This window comes from Chitinophagales bacterium, from assembly GCA_020636495.1.
Classification (GTDB): Bacteria; Bacteroidota; Bacteroidia; order Chitinophagales; family Chitinophagaceae; genus UBA5543.
In genome coordinates this window covers 1755986-1777112 of record JACJXQ010000008.1, presented here as the reverse complement: position 1 = coordinate 1777112, position 21127 = coordinate 1755986, and the positions used below count along the sequence as shown (strand labels likewise).

The window sequence follows — 21127 nt, the reverse complement described above, 5'->3', positions numbered from 1 at the left end:
ATTACAACACTATTCGCTAGTACTGTCTGCCTCCAGCCTTGTTACTTTATTTATTCCATCCAGTGCACTGAGCTTGCGGCAAAGGGTATCCAGTTCTTTGGTATCATATACATACACCATGATCGTACCGTCGAAAACACCATCATGAGAATCGAGGCTGATAGAACGCATGTTCATTTTCAGGTCGCCTGAAATAACATCGGTTATCTTGCGGATAACACCGACATCGTCTAACCCGACGATACGTACACCGGTAAGAAAAGAGATCTCTTTGTTCTTAGCCCATTTGGTTTTTACTACCCTATGGCCATAGTGTGCCAGCAACTGCGCAGCGTTAGGGCAGTCTGTACGGTGAATCTTCAACCCTTCGCCTGAAGTGATAAAACCAAATACATCATCGCCGGGAATAGGTTGGCAGCACTGCGCCAGTTTGTATAATATCTTGTCTGAACTTTCGCCAAATATGATAAGCTCGCTTTCTTTCGTACTTTTTATCTTGTTGGCATCATCTTCTGATATCAGGTGTTTAGAGTCCAGGTTTACCTCCTTAACAGGCTGTTGCAGCTTGTCCCCATGAACACTAAAGCCCCTTAACTCTTTTATATCAACACTACCAACAGCTATACCGTAGTACACATCAAGCGGAGACGGCTTTTTGAAATAGCTTGTTATCTCGTTGATATTGTGTGCCGATAGTGGTACACCCATGTGTTTGAGCTTACGCTGCAATATTTCTTTACCGTCCTCTGATATCCTTCTTTTCTCTTCTTTCAGGTAGTATTTGATGCGCGACTTGGCCTTACCTGTAATAACAAATTGCAGCCAGTCTTCAGAAGGTTTTTGCTTGGATGACGTGATGATCTCTACCTGGTCACCAGTCTTTATCTCGTGGCTCAGCGGCACCAGCCTGTAATTGACCTTGGCACCTATGCAACGGGCCCCTAGTTCGGAGTGGATATCAAAAGCGAAATCGAGAGCGGTGGCGCCTTTGGGCAAAACACGCATATCACCTTTGGGCGTATATATATATATTTCTTCGGTAAAGAGGTCGAGTTTGAAATCCTGCAGAAAATCCAGTGTATCTGTATCCGGGTTACTCAGCACCTCGCGCAGGTGTTCCAGCCAGCTATCCAGTTTGCTCTCGTGATTGCCGGGATTACCTTCTTTATACTTCCAATGCGCAGCCACACCTTTCTCAGCTATCTCATTCATACGACGGGTGCGTATCTGCACCTCTACCCACCGGCCAGCAGGCCCCATAACTGTTGTATGCAGTGCCTCGTAACCATTGCCCTTCGGCACACTTATCCAGTCGCGCAGCCTGTCCGGGCTGGGACGGTAAAAATTTGTTACGATAGAATACACCTTCCAGCAATCTTCTTTTTCTTTTTCGGGTGTTGAATCTAATATGATACGTATTGCAAACAGGTCATATACTTCCTCAAACGCTACGTGCTTGGTACGCATTTTATTCCAGATGGAATGTACCGATTTGGGACGGCCATATATCTCGTAGGTAAAATCGTTCTCATTCAACGCCTCTTTTATCGGTTTGCTGAACTCGTTGATGTAACGTGTACGTTCGCGTTTGGTTTCCCTCAGCCCCTGCATGATCTCGGTGTACACATCGGGTTGTGTATACTTAAGTGCCAGATCCTCCAACTCAGATTTTATCTCATATAGCCCCAGCCTGTGCGCCAGGGGTGAATAGATATAGGTTGTTTCGGAAGATATTTTGAGTTGCTTCTCGCGCTTCATGCTCTCAAGCGTGCGCATATTGTGCAGCCTGTCTGCCAACTTGATAAGTATAACCCGTGGATCATGGGCGAGTGTGAGTAATATCTTCCTGAAATTCTCCGCCTGTTCGGTTGTGGTTGACTTCAGGTCAACAACGGTAGATATTTTGGTCAGTCCATCTATGATACGTGCATAATCGGCACCAAATTCTGTTTCAATATCGTGCAGGGTTATTTCCGTATCCTCTACTACATCGTGTAGCAATGCACAGATGGCCGATGTTACCCCCATGCCTATCTCCTCTACCACAATGCGAGCCACGGCTATGGGATGCAGAATATACGGCTCGCCCGACTTGCGACGCATATCCTTGTGCGCATCGGCCGATATCTCAAATGCCCTTCTTATCCTCGGCCTGTCCCCCTTCTTTATACGGTGTTTCAGTGCACGCAACAATGCCCTGTACTCCCTGAGTATGAGCTTCTTTTCCTCGTCTTCGCTTTTACTATACGTCTGTAATATGGTCGTCTCCATCTGTCTGCAACAGTTCTAATAAATTTACGAAATTCGGAAGTAATAAATAATAAAAACAAAATATTCAGGTATAAACATACCTATGCCTGCCTGTCATATTAATACTTAGACCTGTAGAAATCTAAATAGGCCTGGATGTTCTTGTCTGCAAATAGTTTATTGAAATTAGGGGCCGATATCATAACTATCTCATACTCACCTGTCTGGTATTCTCTGAATATCTGTTTGGTCTTTTTCAGCGTATTCATGTATATCACGGCCTGGTTCTTATTGGTAAATGTTTTTACAGCAATCACCCCATCAACTGCATTAAGCATATCCAACTCTGTCTGTAATTGCAAAGAGCCGAATTTAAACTTATTAAAGTCCTCTATCCCTGCCTGAACCCCTTTGGTGCGCTGTGCCTGTGTTTTAAAACAGAACAGTACCAGGTGTTCCTCCTTAGGTTCATATACATACGCCGGAGGTGGTGTATTGCCTGGTTTAGGCAGGTCATTCGCTGCAGGTTTCAGGTTATTATCAGCTGCACTTGGCGGTGGGTTATTGCCAGCCGCGCTGCTCGATGGAGCTGCCGCTGCAGGTATATTTGAGATCACAGACCTGTTGTCGTTGATATACTTAAGCACAGCATCTGCCCAACGACGCAACGAATCGTTAGGGTTAGTATGAGATGTCACAAATGCGGTAAGTACCGAATCAGCAATACTGAATTGTTCCAGTTTGGCCAGTGCAATTGCTTCTATGATCTGGAACCTGTCTTTATATACCTGGACATCGAAGCGCTTCTGTCCTTCACGTGCACGGGGCAAAACGCCCTCAAAATCACGTTGCAGCAACATACTATATGTTTTATCGTAGTAGGACACAACATCTTCGCCGCCAACACTCAGGCCCGATCCGTCTTCTGCAGGCTTAACGAGTTTGGCCCACTTGCTATCCGGGTAGTCCTGCAGCAACTTTTGTCCCAGTGCTTTAGCCTCTTCCAGTTTGCCCTGTCTCAACGCTATTACATATCGCAGGTACAGTGCTTCGTCACCGTACTCATGTTTGGGGAAACGCTTATCCAGAGTATCCAGCACAGTTGTTGCAGGGGGATAATCTTCCAGGTCGCTTACATAAGCATTGGCAGCCGCCATATATGCTGCCCTGATACGAGCAAGGGCCGTGTCTTTACTTGCCTGGTCATTCGGGATCATCGCCATCAGGCTTTCTTCAGTAGGTATGCCGTTAGCATCTACATCAGGGTTGTCATCCCCATCCCCATTATTATTGCCTGTTGTTGAGGCAAAACCTCCTGCAGAGCTACGTCTCCAGTTATCCTCGTTGGGACGTGTACCCCACTTTTGTTTAAAGTCGTTGTACCCTTTCTGCATCAATGAAGGGTTGGAAAAATACCAATTGGCGTAGTTATTTTTTGAACGTGTCGTACTACTTCCGGCATTCTTCAATGCAGCATTCAGCCCTGCGTTCTCTGCCTGGAATATACTGTCCCTGCGCCTGTCTTCCAGCATCTTTATGTATTTCCGGACAACTGAACGCTGGTCTTTTTCGTCCATGGATGCCAGATTCAGCAGACTGTCATTAAGCCTGATCGTTCTTAGCGGATCTGTCAACTTACCTAGTGCAACACTCCTGCGCAGGGCTGTTTCCATCAGGTCACCTTCGGGATCGTCGCCCATAAATACGGCAGAACTGTCGTAGGCATCCTTGGCTAACTCATAATCGTGGCGGTTGTAATAAATATCACCTAGTGTAGCGTAAGACTTTGCCTTCTGGTCATTAGTTGATTTAGGCGCATTGATACCACTTTTCAGGTAACTTATTGCCTCTTCAGTATTCCCTCCATTAACAGACAGTTGACCCAGCAAATAGTATACCTGTTCGTAATACTTAGTGTACTTGCCATCTTTCAATATCTTTTTCAACTCTGCCACAGCCTCATGTTGTTCGCCCCCTGCCAGCATCAGGCTGGTGGCCATATTCTTCCTCGCATAGAAGTCCATGTCTATTTTAGGGTGCAGGTCCAATACGGTATTAAAATCCTGCGCAGAAGCTGTATACTCTTCATATTTCTGCTGCAACTGCCCGCTTATATATGCGGCACGCATTCTTACCCAGTCGGGCAATTTACTATCTTCAGACACCTCGTGCAACGGAGCAATAGCCCCCCTGAAATCTTTCTGACTCAGCCTGATAAAAGATTTTTCGAGTGCTATCCTTCCTGACAAAGAGCCTGAAAAATTGGGATCCGTCTCTATCAGGTCCAATACAGATTCTGCATCTCCCTCTTTATGTTGTTGTGTATATACCCTAGCCAGCCATAGTATAGCCTCATTATGAACAGAACGGTGCAACAGCAGTTTACTTATACCACCCTTTTCAGCCTGTACAACAGAGCTGCTTTGTTTGGATCTTTTTTTCTTTTTCTTTTTATCCCTGAGGCTCACTACGTATTTGAAAGCATCGGAAGCATTCTTGTAATCACCTTTATAGTAATATGCCTGCCCCAGCAGGAGGTACAGGTCATCTCCCCATTTGGTTCTGGGGTCGTGTATCTGTATACCCAGCGATGCTTTATGGATAATACTATCCATATCGGCAGATAGTACTGCCGAATCCCTGTCAGGATCGAAGGGGAAGAGCGCCAGGAGTGAATCATAATTTTCCCGTCGGAATCGCTGCATGTTATCCAATGCTTCGTCCATTTTCTGGTCGGCATTGAAATAATAGTTGAATCGTGTGAATGTATTCTGAATGACCGATCTCGGGAAGATCCATCGCTTTTTCAGCATATCCTCGTTGTTATAGGCCTCCCGTTTCTTCTTAATCTTCAGCTCGAGCGCCAGTTTGGCCTTTTCTTCCCGGTTCTTTTCCCTTACTACCCTGTCTTTTTCACGTTTGGCTTTGAGCTTTGCCAGGCTATCAGTTCTCGCTTTTCGTACCTCTTTCAGGCTATCCGTATAGATCTTCCTGGCGGTAGTTATGCTATCCGTATATGCCTTTCGCACTGCTGCGATGCTGTCATTTACCCGTTTGCGCTCAGTGGCTATGCTATCGTAATAGGCAGTCCGGACAGCTTTGATGCTATCTGCTTTCAGTTTTCGTACTACCTGAACACTATCCTTATATCGCTTGCTTTGCCGATAGGCACGTATTTCTGCCAGGCTGTCGGAGCGGTGTTTCTGCACGGCCCTGATACTGTCTACATAGGCTTTTCTTACAGCTACAATGCTATCCGTAACCCGTTTACGCACAGCTTTGATGCTGTCCAACCGTTTTTGCCTGACCAGTTTTATTGAATCCAGGCGGGCCTTCCTGAATGCAGCTACACTATCCTTATACCTTTTGCTTTGCCTGTATTCACGTATCACAGCCAGGCTGTCTGCCCTGCGCTGACGCACTTCCTTTATACTGTCCAGGCGTTGTTCCCTGGCCACTCTCATGCTATCAAAATAATGTTTCTGCGCCGTACGGGTTGAATCTAAAACGCGCTGCCTTTCTGCCCTTACACTGTCATTATACTTTTTCTGTGCTGCGCGGGTTGAGTCGATCTTTTCCTGCCGCACCTTGCTTACGCTGTCGTTATACCTCTGCTGCGCCTCTCGTGCGGAATCTATCTTATGCTGGCGGGCAATACGCAGGCTATCGGTGTTTTGCTGGGCATACAAATGCATGCCTGCAGCCATCACCAATAACAACAAAAACAAATATTTAATATACTGCCTGATACGTATTAAGGTATTTCGTTTCGGGTTGCTAACTTACTATATATAACTACTTTCTCCATAAAATATTTTACTGCCTGAGAATAGTATGTAAAGTACCTGACCCTAAAGCGCCAAAAATAGCTAAAAAGGTGAGAATTAATGCAATGCAGCTGTACAGACATAATTTGTTAACCTCTGTATAAAAATAGCTGCGCTATATAGCGTATGTGGCTAAAAATGTAACTTGCGGGATATTGAACAGCATGGAAGAATCTACACGCAAAAGCAAAAATTTCCTCAGGCGGCTGAATGATAACTACAGGGTTGTTTTCATAGACGATGAATCGCTGGAAGAAGTAGCCTCTTACAGGCTGACTATGCGTAAGTTATATATACTTATCTGCACCCTTTTTGTACTGGTAGCCATAGTAACATTATCCCTGGTCATGTTTACCCCGGTAAAATATTACATACCCGGATATGCCGGTGGTAAGAACAGATTGGAGATCGTGCGCCTGAAGCAAAATGTAGATTCACTGTCGGACCTGGTTGCAGCACAGGAACTATACCAGGAGAATATACGCAACATAATTACCGGGAATATGAAAACCCCGCTTGACACCAGCCTCCTGGACCTGAAAAAGACCCGACAGGAAGAAATAAACAGTCTGTTACCCGCATCGCAGGAAATCATGAAGCAGGCAGCCAAAAGCGTAAAGAAAGAAAAGGAGAGTGAGAAGAAAAAAAGAAAATAGTTGATTTTTTCTTAATTTAAAATTTACAGCTGCACAATGGAAAACAAAAACAATAATGCAATGAAATATGCAGGGCTGGGCGCACAGATGATGGGTACTCTTGCGGTAGCTACATGGCTGGGGTGGTATATTGATGAAAAAACAACATGGAATTTTCCTTTATTCATCATAATATTGCCTTTACTCGCGCTGGTATATTCCTTATGGAAACTGATCAAAGCGCTGGACAATCCGAAAAAATGAAAAAAACATTCTTAGCATCTATATCAGTTCTGTTCATACTACTTAGTGTGATCTTTTTCTGGCTAAGAACTATCGCTCCTGCATACAGTTTCCCGGCTCTGATGACAGGTAATGTTATCATGGCATTGCTATCCTTTGGTTCATTTATGCTTGTGACCAGGCAAATGAAAAGCAAGCCCGATGCTTTTGTGAGAGGTGTCTATTCCTCATCATTCCTGAAACTATCCGTTTGCGTTATCGCCGTTATGGTATATGCCATCATCAACAGGCCTGATGTGCACAAGCCATCCTTATTTGTACTATTCGGGGTATATGCAGCCTATACTGCAATAGAAACATGGTTGTTATCAAAACTAGCGAGAGAGACCAAATGAGGAAGAAAGAAACACCCCTATATCAGTTACAGCAATTTTTACCACCTGATACTTTCCAGATGGTAGCTCCCTATTTTAAAAAATATACCATACACCTTACATTAACCAGGGAAAGAAAAACAGTGCTGGGCGACTATCGTATGCCTACTACTAACCACCCCTATCACCGAATTACGGTTAACGTGAATCTCAACCCGTACAATTTTCTTATTACGCTGGTACATGAGCTAGCCCATATGATCACTCACGAACACTTCCAACACAAGGCTGCGGCACACGGAAGGGAGTGGAAAACCCAGTTCCGTCATATGCTCATGCCATATATCGGCAAAAAGATATTCCCTTCGGATATTGAAAAGGCTTTGATAAAATACATGCACAACCCTACGGCCAGTACCTGCACAGACCAGGATCTGTATAAAGCTCTTTACAATTACGATATACGCAAGCCATACTATATGCTGGTTTGCGACCTGGAACCGGGTCATTGGTTCCAGATAGAAGACGGGCGTGTCTTTGAAAAAATTGAACATTTGCGTACCCGCAGTATCTGCAAAGAAGTGGGTACCCGCAAAAAGTACTTCTTCCCGGGCATATATGAAGTAAAAAGAGTGCGGCGTCAAAGGCAACAGATAGCCTGATACGATAACTTCACCCTGTTTTTCACCCTGCCTGCAGGTTGTTTCATTCCTGATAAATAGTTATGCTTTAGTAACTTTGCATTTCTAAAATTCTAATAATGAACATAAAGAACAATTTGTTACTGGGTGCTGCGCTATTAGCTATCGCATCTTGTCAGCAAAAAGACAACACAGCAAGCAATAGAAAATTTATAGACCCTGCTAATATGGACACCACTGTTAGCCCCGGAGATAATTTCTTCTATTATGCTAATGGCGGATGGTTAAAAAATAACACCATACCCGAATCAGAAGCCAGGTGGGGCAGCTTTGACATACTCAGGGAGAACAACATGAATGCACTGCACACTCTGCTGGATGAAGCCGCTAAATCCAGCGCTGCACAGGGCACTGCCGAGCAGAAAGTTGGCGATTTCTACAAAAGCGGCATGGATACTACAGCCATCGATGCGGCTGGTATTAAACCATTGGAAGGTGTACTGGCAGGAGTTGACAATATGAAGACCGCTGACGACATAGTAAAAGAACTGAGCAACCTGCATACTATCGGATTGGCGCAAGTATATGGTTTCAGCGTATCGCCCGACGATAAGAACGTCACTAAACAAATATGCCAGATAGGCCAGGGTGGCCTGGGCATGCCCGACAGGGATTACTACTTCAATACTGATGAGCGTTCCTCAAAAATTCGCGATGCATACAAGGCATACCAGGTGAAAGTAATGGAATTGATGGGTATGGACGAAGCCGGAGCCCAGGCAGCGGCTGCTAACGTATACGCACTTGAGGAAAAACTGGCCGGTGCATCAATGACCCGTACAGAAAGACGTGATCCTTATAAAGTATACAACAAATACAGCCTTGACGAATTGAGTAAACTAACACCGGGCATGGACTGGAAGAGCATTTTTGCTGACCTGAAAGCCACAGGTGAAGACTCTGTTATTGTAGGTATGCCGGCATTTATGGCTGAAGTAAGCAAGCTGATACAAAACACTCCGGTTGATGTGTGGAAAACCTACCTGAAGTTCCATATAGTTAATGACATGGCTCCCTACCTGGGTAGTGATTATGACAATGCACGCTTTGACTTTTATGGTAAAGCTGTAAGTGGTCTACAGGAACAAAAACCTCGTTGGAAACGCGTACTCCGCGTAGTTGACGGTGGTGTTGGTGAACTGCTGGGTAAAACTTATGTTGACAAATACTTTACTCCGGAGGCCAAACAACGTATGCTGGACCTGGTGAACAACCTGCAAAAAACATACGAAGACCGTATAACACGCCTTGACTGGATGTCTGAAGAAACTAAACATAAGGCAATAGGTAAGCTGAACACATTTGTGAAGAAGATCGGTTATCCTGATAAATGGAGGGATTACAGCAAGCTCAGCATCGTGCCTGATAACTATGTAAAGAACGTCTTTGCGTCATCAGCTTTTGATTATGACTATATGATGAGCAAGTTGGGCAAGCCAGTTGACAAAACAGAATGGTTCATGACACCTCCAACCGTAAACGCATATTACAATCCCGCTTTTAATGAGATCGTATTCCCGGCAGGTATCCTGGCGTTCCCGTTCTTTGACAAAGATGCCGACGATGCTGTAAACTATGGTGGTATAGGTGGTGTAATTGGCCATGAAATGACGCATGGTTTTGATGACCAGGGTAGCAAATACGATGCGGATGGGAACCTGAAGAACTGGTGGACCGATGAAGATGCCAAAAGATTTGACGCTAAAACAGGTGTAGTAGTTGACCAGTTCAACAACTATACCGTACTGGATACCGTGCACGTGAACGGTAAACTGACACTAGGCGAGAACCTGGCAGACCTGGGTGGATTGGCTATTGCCTACGAAGCATTCCATAAAACCGAACAAGCTAAAAAAGGAGAAAAGATAGATGGGTTTACACCTGACCAACGTTTTTTCCTTAGCTGGGCACAGGTATGGTGCGCAAACACACGTGATGCAGAACTGGCTAACAGGATCATCACTGACCCGCACTCTCCTGTAGAATGGAGAACCAACGGCCCATTGAGCAATATGCCTGAGTTCTACCAAGCATTCAATATAAACGAAGGCGACAAGATGTACCGCGCTGATAGCATTCGTGCAAAAGTGTGGTAGACTTATAAATATTCAATCTGAAAAGCACGCTGCGAATGCAGCGTGCTTTTTTTTGCGGCACAAACTCCTTGCCATAAATGCATGCCAACCCACCTTCAGGCAATTATTACAACTGCATTACTAAACGCCAAAATTTTGTAATACAAAAGTAGATAATCGGTCACAAGACAGCCACATTCATATAAACTGAAAGTTTATTTGTGGAAAACACAGGACATTTGAATCAAGGATTAGAATCAGATGATTAACTGAAAAAATACAAGCTTATGAAACGGATGATTAAAATGCTCGTGATCATACTCACCTTTGGAGTGAGGCTCGCTGCACAAGGCACCTCGGGCTCTATTGTGGGCAACGTAGTAGATGACAGAAGTGAACCTGTAATTTCTGCAGTAGTACAGGCATTCCAGGGAGGAATTATGAAAGGCGGAACGACGACCGATTTTGATGGAAATTATGTGATCAAACCTCTTCAGCCAGGCAGATATGATGTGACTGTAAAGTACATAGGCTATAAGGAGAGTAAAACAGTTGGTATAATAGTGTCTGTTGGCAAACCCACTGAAGTAAAATTCAAGTTAAACCCGTCAACAACTTTGGATGAGATAGTTATTGTCGACTACAAAGTACCATTGATAGATAAATACAGTGGAAGTAATACGACCATTATGTCTGATCAATTAGAGAGCATGCCGACCCGGAATACGTCAAATATGGTATCAACCGCATCGGGCAGGCGTGGCAGGCAAAAGACAGTATTGGCTAACCCTGTATACTACAACCCCAGCGTGGAATCTTACAAGAAAGAACCGGAGAATGATTATAAAACCGTAAAAGCAAATCCCTTATCCACTATATCGGTAGATGTGGACAGGGCCTCATACAGTAACATACGCAGGTTTCTGAATGAAGGGCAACTACCTCCTGCTGACGCGGTGCGTATAGAGGAAATGATCAACTACTTTAATTATAGCTACCCGCAACCAGAGGGTAACGACCCCATCGCCATTGTTACTGAACTCACTGATTGCCCATGGCAGCCGGACCATCAATTACTGCACATAGGTATGCAAGCCAGGACAATGGCTGTAGAAACTCTACCCGCTTCGAACATGGTATTCCTTGTAGACGTGTCGGGTTCTATGAGCAGCCCAAATAAACTACCACTGGTAATAGAATCGCTGAAACTGCTGGCACATAACCTGCGTGCAAAAGACAAAATAGCGATAGTGGTATATGCTGGCAGTGCAGGCATGGTGCTTCCGCCCACCCCCGGCGATCAGAAACAGGCTATATATGAGGCACTTGACAGGCTGCAGGCAGGAGGTTCAACAGCAGGTGGCGCGGGCATTAAACTGGCTTACAAAATAGCGAATGACAATTATATACGTGGCGGCAACAACAGAATAGTGCTGGCAACTGATGGCGACTTTAACGTCGGAATAAGCGGAGACAACGAATTAGAAAGACTGATAACAAAAGAAAGAGAAAGCGGCATTTACCTGACCTGCCTGGGATATGGCATGGGTAATTACAAAGACTCAAAAATGGAGGTGTTGGCAGATAAAGGGAACGGCAACTATGCATACATTGACAACATAGAAGAGGCAAAGAAAACACTGGTTAAAGAATTTGGAGGTACTGTTTTCACCATAGCAAAGGATGTAAAAACACAGATCGAGTTCAACCCGGCGCTGGTGCAAGCATACAGGTTGGTAGGATATGAGAACAGGTTGTTGAACGAAGAAGATTTTAAAGATGACAAAAAAGATGCAGGAGATATGGGTTCCGGCCATAGTGTGACTATCATATATGAGATCATCCCTGCAGGCGTAAGGTCTGGCAAAATAAGAGATGTATCCGACCTGAAATACCAGGGTATGCAACCGGGCAATATCACAGGGGAACTGGCAACAGTGAAGTTCAGGTATAAAAGGCCTAATGGCAAAACAAGCATGGAAATGTCTCATGTAATAGCCAATAACATGCACAACATTTCCGAGGCGCGTCCTGATATACAATTTGCCGGTTCAGTAGCCATGTTCGGGATGTTGTTGAAAGACTCTGCCTACAAAGGCACCTCTACCTACGATAAGGTGCTTACCCTGGGAAAGGCCGGCAAGGGAGACGACAATGAAGGATACAGGGCAGAATACCTAAAACTGGTAAAAATTGCCCGGAAACTAACGCCAACCAAGGTAACAAAGGAAGATGAGGAGCTGGTGGGTTGGTTTGCAGAAGAGAATTAGGTAAGGACGGTAGATAAAAAGTACGGGCGGCTTTCTAGCCGCCCGCTTACGTTTCATGTGGGTGTTTTATTGCTTTTAAAACAAGGGCAATAAACCTCTTTTGCATTTTTATTACTCGCGTCCTTTCTTGTACCTGCAATATGGTGACTAATTATGGCTGCGATACGCCTGAGTCAGTCAAATACACGATCCGGTTAGTGAAAGGCCGTTTACTAACCATAAAAGACATTTTGCTAACCACAGGTGCAAGCGAAAGCTATATTTATTACATTGCTCACATGCACTTGAGAAATGCCATAGTAATAATCATTCTCTTATGCGCCGGGCCCGCCTGTACGTATGGACAAGACCCATATTACATACCTATAAGCACTAATACAGGGTTACCCTCAAATACGGTCTATCACATTACACAAGACAGCAAGGGTTTTATCTGGATAGCACATGCCGAAGGGCTGACTAAATATGACGGTCATGAATTCAAGACCTATACCTGTCACGAACAGACCTCAAAGCCAGGAACAAATATTGTTGAAGATAAGCTGGGGCGTATATGGTACCAGAATTTTGACGGATATCTTTACTATGTTGAAAATGACAGTTTGTACCCGCTTCGTGCCCAAAACGAAACAATAGGATTTACTCCATTTGGCATTGTAGACAGCGAGGTGGTAGTTATCGGGAAAAACGGTTTTGACTTTTTCGACATCCGGACACTTAAACTTAAGAAACGTGTAAACGACTCCACCTCATTATATGTCAACTCTGTGTGTGGTAACAATGCCTATTATGTAACATTAGGTGAACATTGTTTACGATTAGCTCCAGTAACGACATCAAAAAACAGGATTTGTATATGGGCTACCCGGTCCTTGCCAACCAGGGGCGTATTTTCACCATGGACAAGGGAGATTTCCATGGGTTAATATACGAGCTAATAGGCGGAGTCAACAAAGTTAATTTTGACGTGTCGGGAATTCGGTATGTACAGGCTGCCATGTTTTCCGGCAACTACTACTGGTTTTGCAGTACAGCCGGCACATTAGCCTTTGATGCAAAAGGGTACCCTGCAAACGACAACAAGCCATTATTTAAGGATAAAAATATTTCAGGCGTATTTAATGACAAGGAAGGTAATTATTGGTTCAGCACACTGAACGAAGGAATAATGTTTGTGCCTGACCTGAACATGAGGTTGACAGAAATGCGTAACTGTTCCCCATCTTTTATTGTTACCAACAAAGACGAAGTCTACATTTCCACAAATAAGAATGAGGTATATTCATTCAACCACGATAACAACACGTTATTACTCAGGTATAGAGATAGTCTTTCTCATGACGTTCTAGCCTTCAGAAGAGACCCATATGGCGGTGAATTTATGCTAGTGGCACAATCGCTGAAAGTGCTTAACCAAAATTTCAGGCCCACGCTTTTCTATTCAAGGGCTATTAAAGGGATAATACCCATTGACGATAAATATTATGCATATAGCGGCACAAGCATTGCCGGATTAATTCAGAAACACTCCGGTGGCCGTAGTAAGTGGGATTCGCTATTCCGATCTTCGCACCATGATATGGATGGGAAAGTGGCACATATCCTTACCGGCTACAGATTTAGTTCTGTTGCATACTCACCATATACCTCAGCCATATATTTCGGCGGCAACAACGGCCTGTACAAGATTACACCGGATAATATTTCCATTAGAGAAGTGACGTCTGATAATGAGCAGATCTATGCTACGCAATTGGAGTTGTTTGACCACAGGATATTTGCCATTACGGCAACGAACACACTACTGGTCATTGACAGCAACGACCAGGTAACAACAGTAAAAGATAGTAAAGGCCTGCATTTATACAGAATGTGCCCGGTGAATGATGAACTTATTGTGATGACAGACCGCGGTATTAAAAAATACAATTCCCGGAGCGGTTCACTCATTTCTACGGGAATACTAAGGGGTATCAAGAGCGAAGAGATCAGGGACATCAAGCCATTAGGAGATTTGCTGATGGTTGCTACCAACCGGGGTATTATCACAACACCTGCAAAAGAAAATACCATAGCGGCAGCACCTATCTTCAACATCACTTCCATCAGCATCAACAGCCGGGAGTACATACCACAAAAACGTCATGACCTGGGATACGATGAAAACAATATCGAGATAAGATATTCAATAATATACTATCGAAATCCTGACGCACATTCATTATACTATAAAATAAACGATGGGAAATGGACACACAACTCAAAAGCCTCGGGTGCATTGAAGCTTGCATCGTTATCTCCGGGAAATTATAAAATTGCTTTTTACATAGGAGAATTATCCGGGGAAACTTCAATAATTCCAACCGATACAATAACCCTTAACATACAACCACCCTTCTGGAATACAGCATGGTTCCTTACCATGGTCGTGTTTCTGGTGGTGTCGCTGGCTTATACCTATTATAGATGGCAGACAGGCCTGTTAAAAAAACAGAACCAACTATTGACGGACAAGGTAGAGTTGGAACGCAACCTGCATAAATCGGTGCTTACTTCCATCCGTTCGCAAATGAACCCGCACTTTTTTTACAATGCACTTAATACGATACAAGCATTCATCATTGCCGACGATAAAAGAAATGCTTCTACCTATCTTTCAAAATTCTCAAAACTCACCCGGACGATCCTGGAAATGACCGAGAAAGAGACCATTACCCTGGCTGAAGAGATCAACGCCTTGAGACTTTACCTCGACCTGGAAAAAGTAAGGTTCAATAATGAATTTCAATATTCAATAAATACAGAACAGGGTATTGACCCGGAGATCACCCGCATACCTTCCATGATCGTGCAACCTTATATTGAGAACTCAATTAAACACGGATTATTACATAAAAATGGAGAAAAGACATTACAAGTTTATTTCTGCAAAAATAAAGGTAATCTGTCCATAATAATTGACGATAATGGTATTGGCAGGAAGAAAAGCATGGAACTGAACAAGATCAGAACAGACAAGCATAAGTCCTTTGCAACAAAGGCGACCATGAAACGCATAGAAATATTAAATAAAGAGAACAAAAATATAGGTGTAGTATACACTGATAAATCAGACGAGTTTGACCGACCAGCCGGAACCACTGTCAGTATAACCATACCATTGATAAAAGAATAACATACGACATGATAAAAGTAATAATCGTTGATGATGAACTGATGGCACGTAATTTGCTGAAGGGCCTGCTAAAAGAGTATTGTCCGAACGTGGAAGTGCTTGCTGATTGTGCTGACCTGCCCAACGGTGTAAAAGCCATCAGGAAATATAAGCCTGACCTTGTATTTCTTGATATAGAGATGCCGGGACATACAGGTCTTGAATTGCTGGAGTTCTTTGACGAGGATGAAATAGACTTTGCCATTATCTTCACAACTGCTTACAACCAGTATGCCATACGTGCGTTTAAATTATCGGCAATAGACTACTTGTTGAAACCGATAGAGCCATCAGATCTAGAGCAATCTATTGAACGTTTTAAAAAACTGACAGACCGGAACAGACAAGCATACGAGACATTAAAGGAGAATTTATCTCAACAGGGAATAAGGAAAATTGCGGTACCTGAAGGAAATACTGTTAAGTTTCTTGAACTCGACCAGATATTATTCTTTAAGGCTGACAGCTCATATACCGAAATACACTTTACTGACGGCAGGAAAATGGTCATCAGCCGTACCCTGAAAAACATAGAAGATACCCTGGATAATCAAAACACATTCTTCAGGTGTCATAAATCCTACCTGGTCAACGTTCAATACATTACAGGGTATATAAAATCAGACGGCGGATACATTATCATGAATGACAATACCGAGATCCCTCTTTCCGGCGACCGGATACAGGAGCTCCTTGAATTTGTTTCATTCGTAAAAAGGAAATGATCCTGCTGACAATCAGCAGGATATTTCCTTTATCAACTCTTCAACTGCGTCAGTCTGGTACATATTGTCTATGTTCTGTTTGGCAACAAGGCCCATTACTTCCCAGTCTTTTCTCCTGGACCATGCGCGCTCCATAGCATTTGCCACGCATGTAAGGACGGGTGCTTCCGCTACAAAACCATTCACCCCTTCTGTGATCACCTCTGCATTGCCTCCTACGTCAGTAACAACAGCAGCTCTTTTGCAATAATTAGCCTCCAGTAGCGATAATGGTGTCCCCTCGCCTCTTGAAGGCAATAACAGGATATGATTCTTGTTCCATATATTCACAACATCATTTTCAAAACCCATAAAGTTGATCTTCTCTTCCAGGCCGTAGAATGCAACCAACTCTCTTATGTACTCTTCGTGCGGGCCTGAACCATATACATTAACTACATAGTTCCTGTCTTTCCACTGCGGCCGGGCAAAGGTTTCAATAATTATATCATAACCTTTCACGTCAGACTCCAGCCTGGCCACAACAGCAATATTGTACACATCAGTAGCAGGATACTTTTCCGTTGTTTTCTTTATCTTAATAGGATTTTTTATAACAGCAGCATTATCAATATGTCTTGCTATAGTTCGTTCTGCCACAGTTCTGTTCCTGTTGCTTACAAAAAATATCTTCTTCGCTTTTTGAAAATAGTCGATGAAAAAACTTCTTCTTTGCGGTTGAATATATTCATACTCGAGCAAAAACTGCGACATGATATATACAGGCTTTTTGAGCGACAATAGCCATTGACCGTGCTGCATAATAGCATTATCAAAAGCACCACCCTCGCTTATCAATATCACATCAGGATCAAAAGAAGCAACAGCTCTTTTCCAGCCTATGTCTTTCACCTTATTCAATGCCTTATCGGTAATATTGCCCTTTATATGATAATTAGGTCTGAAACTCAAAAGGCCTCCATGCTCTTTTATCTGTTGCAGTTTGTCTTGTACTTTGGGCCACTCCATGGTATTGGTCATGACCTTGTTACCCATATCAGACAACTTGAGTGCAGCATCTGACCACATTTGCTCGCTACCTCCCCATGGAGCTATCTCCAATGTTGAAAAAATGAATACTTTTTTCATTGATCGTGTGTTTTTTATTTCTTGTTTGGGTTTATTGAATAAACCCGAGTGTTATTAATTGTTCTGATAATACTTCGGAATACACATCCGCCCCTCTCTTATTCAGGTGACCGTTATTGGCAAAAAGTTGTGGGTCCGTGCTCAAGGCCAGGTTCTCATGTCTCAGGTAAGGAATATTGTTCACAGTTGCAATTGAGTCATACACCTTGAATATGCGCTCAGGTGTTGGTGTGCCACGTATAATGAACTTTTTGTACTCTGGTGCATAGGTTAATACAAGCTCTATATTTTTTTGCCTGCATATATTAATAATATCCCCTACGGCATCAATGCCCTCTTGTGTTACTCCGAAAAAACGAAGTGGTTTCAGTTCATCTTTTTCAATTTCTACATCTGTATTACTTACATATCCTTTATAATAATAATCGCCGTCTCCAATATCCGTTTGTCCTTTTAATGATTTAACAACTATACCCTTATAGTAGTCATTCAGTTCAACCAGTTTGAGGAAAGGCAGGTATTTATATAGATAAGTGTGCACACCTTCATTCTTCAAAGCTTTTTCTATTGGCGACGATGCTGCGCAGGTAATATATGAAGGATAATACTGCAATGACCTGTCATTCTCCAGCGAGTAGAGGTCCAGTGTCAATACCATATATTTAGGTGGCCTGTGTTGCAGCAAATACGATTCAAGTATCGTTTTCATTTCCAGGGCATTCGCTCCACTGGCCCCGGCATTGAAACTATTGAGCTTTGTGACGCTATCAACCACCCTTGGATTGACCATGTTCTTTACACGGGAGGAACCCAGCAATAATATATCATAAGTGGTTGTATCCTCAAGAAATACAAACTCGTTTTTGGCAATAGAATGAAAGTATTTTCTGTCCGACCATATAACGCCGTTGTACGCCAGCCATGAGATTCCCATTGCCAGTACCAGTGATGTTGTAAGTCTTAATAAATAATTCCTTTTCATATTCCTCTAAAATTGAAAGTATATAAAGCTTTCTCTGACAAACACGCCAAATACTATAGTAGCTGCCACTGTAAGCGTTATAAATGCAAGGTCCATTTTTGGCCTGTTATTCAACTCAGACAGATCTGACCTGTAATACTTTTCTACATATAGCAAGGCCGTACCAAACAACGCTATCAGCAACATACTGGTTATGCCAAAGCCACTTCGTTCATCAGCAGCCAGTAACGTCATTTTAAATGGCGCCGGGGTTTGAAACGTCATCATATTGCGGATAAACAACCACGCCTGGTTCAGATCTTTTGCCCTGAAGAATATCCAAGCAAAAACTACGGCACCAAATGTTACAAACCACCCCAAGAAGTTACCCAGCCAGGTATCCCTGTTCCAGCCCTTTTTATCCGCATATCGCTCATAAACGATATACCCAACCTGGTAGGCTGCATGCAGCCCGCCCCACACTATAAAGGTCCAGTTAGCTCCATGCCAAATACCTGACACTACAAATACAATAGCAATATTCAGGAGGTAACGACTGTATTTTACCCTGTTACCGCCCAGAGGTATATACAGGTAATCGCGAAACCATGTTGACAAGGATATATGCCACTTACTCCAGAACTCTTTGATGTTTGTTGCAAAGTATGGGCGTCTGAAATTGGTCATCAGGTCGTAGCCCATAATACGGGCAGAACCTATAGCTATATCAGAGTAACCCGAAAAGTCGCAATAGATCTGTATAGTAAAGAACAGTGACGCCAAAAGTAGATTTAACCAATGGTATGCAGATGGGTCGCTATACACAATATCTACATACAATGAGGCTCTGTCTGCAATCACTACCTTTTTAAACAGCCCCCATGCAATAAGCCTGGCTCCGGTTATCAGGTTCTCAGTATTAAAATATTTTTTCTCGTGGAATTGGTGAATAACATTTTGCGGGCGTTCAATTGGCCCCGCTACCAATTGTGGGAAAAACATCACATACAACGCATAAATACCAAAGTGGCGCTCAGCTGTCTGCCTGCCTTTATATACCTCTATAGTATAACTCATGGCCTGGAAAGTGTGGAATGACAAGCCTATCGGTAGAATAATATTCTGCAGGATCGGAAAATCTGTTCCAAGAGATGTATTGAACAAATGGTTGACATAATTATTCCACTGAACGATAACTGAGGATATCCATAATTCATCCATTACAGGTATGTGGAAGGGAATTACAGTATTCAGGTTGCCAATGATAAAATCATAATATTTGAAAAAACATAAGAAACCAACGTTAGCAACAATGCTTGCTACCAATATCCACTTTCGTTTACTGCCAGCGCTACGCTCTATATAGATACCGGCGAAGTAGTCTACCACGATCGTGACTGCCAGTATTAATATATATACCGGCAAAAATGCCATGTAAAAGAGGAAGCTTGCCATCAACAAATGCAGCCAGCGCAATTTGTGAGGCAAAAGAAAAAACAGTATGGCCACTGCCGGAAAGAACAGCAGGAATTCAAACGAATTAAATAACATCGTGCGTTTTTACTTTTGTTTTGATCCAGGAATATTGTCTAAACAGACCTGGTGTGTTTCGGGTAAAAATACACTCCACCACCCCCCTACTCCAAAAAAACAACCTGCTGATAACATTTGATTTGCTACGCGATAACATCGCGATAACAACTCCTGAAATACAAATTATTCGCGACAACAGTCATTTCAGCATTTCGATCACTGTAACAGTAGATTAATAAAAACCAGCAAATACTAGATAATTATTAACCAACTACTAAAACCAACTATTAAAAACATCTTTTATTGACATTATTATCCTGTTAAAGAGTTACTTATCATACTAACCTTTTCAAATTGAAATACGTCATTACAGTTTAAGATCAGTAAATAGTTTGCACATCATGAACAACCGGCAAATCATCATCTTACTAATCACCACCTTTGTTGTGATCATATATTTGAATATCCCGGCCAATAAAAAATGGCTGGAGAACCGTATACTTTCTTTTGCAGAAGAAATTGCGACCCAGACAGAACATATGAAACTGGAGGAGCGGAAAGAAATTCGCTGGCAATCATCTTATACTGCCATCGTCACAATTACAGATTTCATAAAAAAGCAAGATAAATCTGACCCGTTGGTATTATTACCGCCACAATCATATTATAAAAAAATAGACGCAAGAATACTGATCCCCGAACCTGTGGTCTGTTATTATTTTACCGGTCTCAAAACAACAACTATTAAATGCAAAGATGTTTATAAAGCCACGGGGTGCCTGATACATAATGGCAAAGAGTTTATATATCAACCTTTGAAAGACTCAACAGAAGTAAGTAAAGTGATTGAAATTTACAAAAACACCTGATCGTCATGAATATCCCCGGCTTAATATTTCTTTTAACAACACAATTCGTTGCCGGCAGAGGCATACTGGCTTTGTTTAACATAAAGCAAAAAACGTTACATACTATTGTCCTGGCAATGTTGAATGGGATCATGGTAATATCCCTGGTGCCAATGCTCATTGAGCTTGCTCACATACCTATTACAAAAACCAACATTATCCTATCTATATCTTTGATATCAATTGCCCTGTTTGCAATACCATTTAAAAGGTATAATTTTTCAATATTACAATTGAAAAACAAGGAGTATAAACTGCCCTCCTTGTATGAAGTGCTGTTTAT

Annotated in this window: 15 protein-coding genes; 10 read left to right on the top strand and 5 right to left on the bottom strand. The window is 42.8% G+C overall.

Going from position 1 to position 21127, the window contains the following annotated elements; all coding sequences use genetic code 11:
- Positions 1 to 9: 9 nt before the first annotated feature.
- Positions 10 to 2271 carry a bifunctional (p)ppGpp synthetase/guanosine-3',5'-bis(diphosphate) 3'-pyrophosphohydrolase gene (locus H6550_07720; protein ID MCB9046012.1) on the bottom strand — a complete coding sequence of 754 codons (2262 nt, stop codon included), beginning with the start codon at positions 2269 to 2271 and terminating at the stop codon, positions 10 to 12.
- Between the two features lie 98 nt (positions 2272 to 2369).
- Positions 2370 to 5978, bottom strand: coding sequence for a hypothetical protein (locus H6550_07715; protein ID MCB9046011.1), 3609 nt, complete (start codon positions 5976 to 5978; stop codon positions 2370 to 2372).
- Between the two features lie 263 nt (positions 5979 to 6241).
- On the opposite strand from H6550_07715, the gene H6550_07710 reads away from it, so the two are divergent.
- The 9 genes from H6550_07710 to H6550_07670 all read left to right on the top strand — a co-directional run bounded on the left by H6550_07710 (position 6242) and on the right by H6550_07670 (position 16314).
- Entirely contained in the window at positions 6242 to 6733 is a 492-nt protein-coding gene (locus H6550_07710; GenBank protein ID MCB9046010.1) for a hypothetical protein, read from the top strand.
- Between the two features lie 36 nt (positions 6734 to 6769).
- Positions 6770 to 6976 carry an AtpZ/AtpI family protein gene (locus H6550_07705; GenBank protein ID MCB9046009.1) on the top strand — a complete coding sequence of 69 codons (207 nt, stop codon included), beginning with the start codon at positions 6770 to 6772 and terminating at the stop codon, positions 6974 to 6976.
- Entirely contained in the window at positions 6973 to 7350 is a 378-nt protein-coding gene (locus H6550_07700; GenBank protein ID MCB9046008.1) for a hypothetical protein, read from the top strand. The genes H6550_07705 and H6550_07700 overlap by 4 nt, the downstream gene beginning before the upstream one ends.
- The gene (locus H6550_07695; protein MCB9046007.1) at positions 7347 to 7991 is read left to right on the top strand and encodes a hypothetical protein; all 645 of its coding nucleotides are present in this window, start codon (positions 7347 to 7349) and stop codon (positions 7989 to 7991) included. The genes H6550_07700 and H6550_07695 overlap by 4 nt, the downstream gene beginning before the upstream one ends.
- Before the next feature lie 98 nt (positions 7992 to 8089).
- Positions 8090 to 10126 carry a M13 family metallopeptidase gene (locus H6550_07690; GenBank protein MCB9046006.1) on the top strand — a complete coding sequence of 679 codons (2037 nt, stop codon included), beginning with the start codon at positions 8090 to 8092 and terminating at the stop codon, positions 10124 to 10126.
- A gap of 266 nt (positions 10127 to 10392) precedes the next feature.
- Positions 10393 to 12375 carry a von Willebrand factor type A domain-containing protein gene (locus H6550_07685; GenBank protein MCB9046005.1) on the top strand — a complete coding sequence of 661 codons (1983 nt, stop codon included), beginning with the start codon at positions 10393 to 10395 and terminating at the stop codon, positions 12373 to 12375.
- 140 nt (positions 12376 to 12515) lie between these two features.
- Positions 12516 to 13301: a hypothetical protein gene (locus tag H6550_07680; protein ID MCB9046004.1), complete on the top strand. Its 786-nt coding sequence runs from the start codon at positions 12516 to 12518 to the stop codon at positions 13299 to 13301.
- On the top strand, positions 13232 to 15550 hold the full coding sequence (locus H6550_07675) for a histidine kinase (GenBank protein MCB9046003.1): 2319 nt from the start codon (positions 13232 to 13234) through the stop codon (positions 15548 to 15550). Before H6550_07680 ends, H6550_07675 begins: the two co-directional genes overlap by 70 nt.
- An 8-nt stretch (positions 15551 to 15558) precedes the next feature.
- Positions 15559 to 16314: a response regulator gene (locus tag H6550_07670; protein MCB9046002.1), complete on the top strand. Its 756-nt coding sequence runs from the start codon at positions 15559 to 15561 to the stop codon at positions 16312 to 16314.
- A gap of 12 nt (positions 16315 to 16326) precedes the next feature.
- Here H6550_07670 and H6550_07665 read toward each other — a convergent pair whose 3' ends face one another.
- Genes H6550_07665 through H6550_07655 form a run of 3 tightly spaced genes read right to left on the bottom strand, consistent with a single transcriptional unit; the run spans position 16327 to position 19954 of the window.
- Positions 16327 to 17442: a glycosyltransferase family 4 protein gene (locus H6550_07665; GenBank protein ID MCB9046001.1), complete on the bottom strand. Its 1116-nt coding sequence runs from the start codon at positions 17440 to 17442 to the stop codon at positions 16327 to 16329.
- A 31-nt stretch (positions 17443 to 17473) separates the two neighbouring features.
- Positions 17474 to 18424, bottom strand: coding sequence for a hypothetical protein (locus H6550_07660; GenBank protein ID MCB9046000.1), 951 nt, complete (start codon positions 18422 to 18424; stop codon positions 17474 to 17476).
- 6 nt (positions 18425 to 18430) lie between these two features.
- Positions 18431 to 19954, bottom strand: coding sequence for an MBOAT family protein (locus tag H6550_07655; GenBank protein ID MCB9045999.1), 1524 nt, complete (start codon positions 19952 to 19954; stop codon positions 18431 to 18433).
- 383 nt (positions 19955 to 20337) lie between these two features.
- Between H6550_07655 and H6550_07650 the strand changes: the two genes are divergently transcribed.
- Positions 20338 to 20805 carry a hypothetical protein gene (locus H6550_07650; GenBank protein MCB9045998.1) on the top strand — a complete coding sequence of 156 codons (468 nt, stop codon included), beginning with the start codon at positions 20338 to 20340 and terminating at the stop codon, positions 20803 to 20805.
- Positions 20806 to 21127 lie beyond the last annotated feature (322 nt).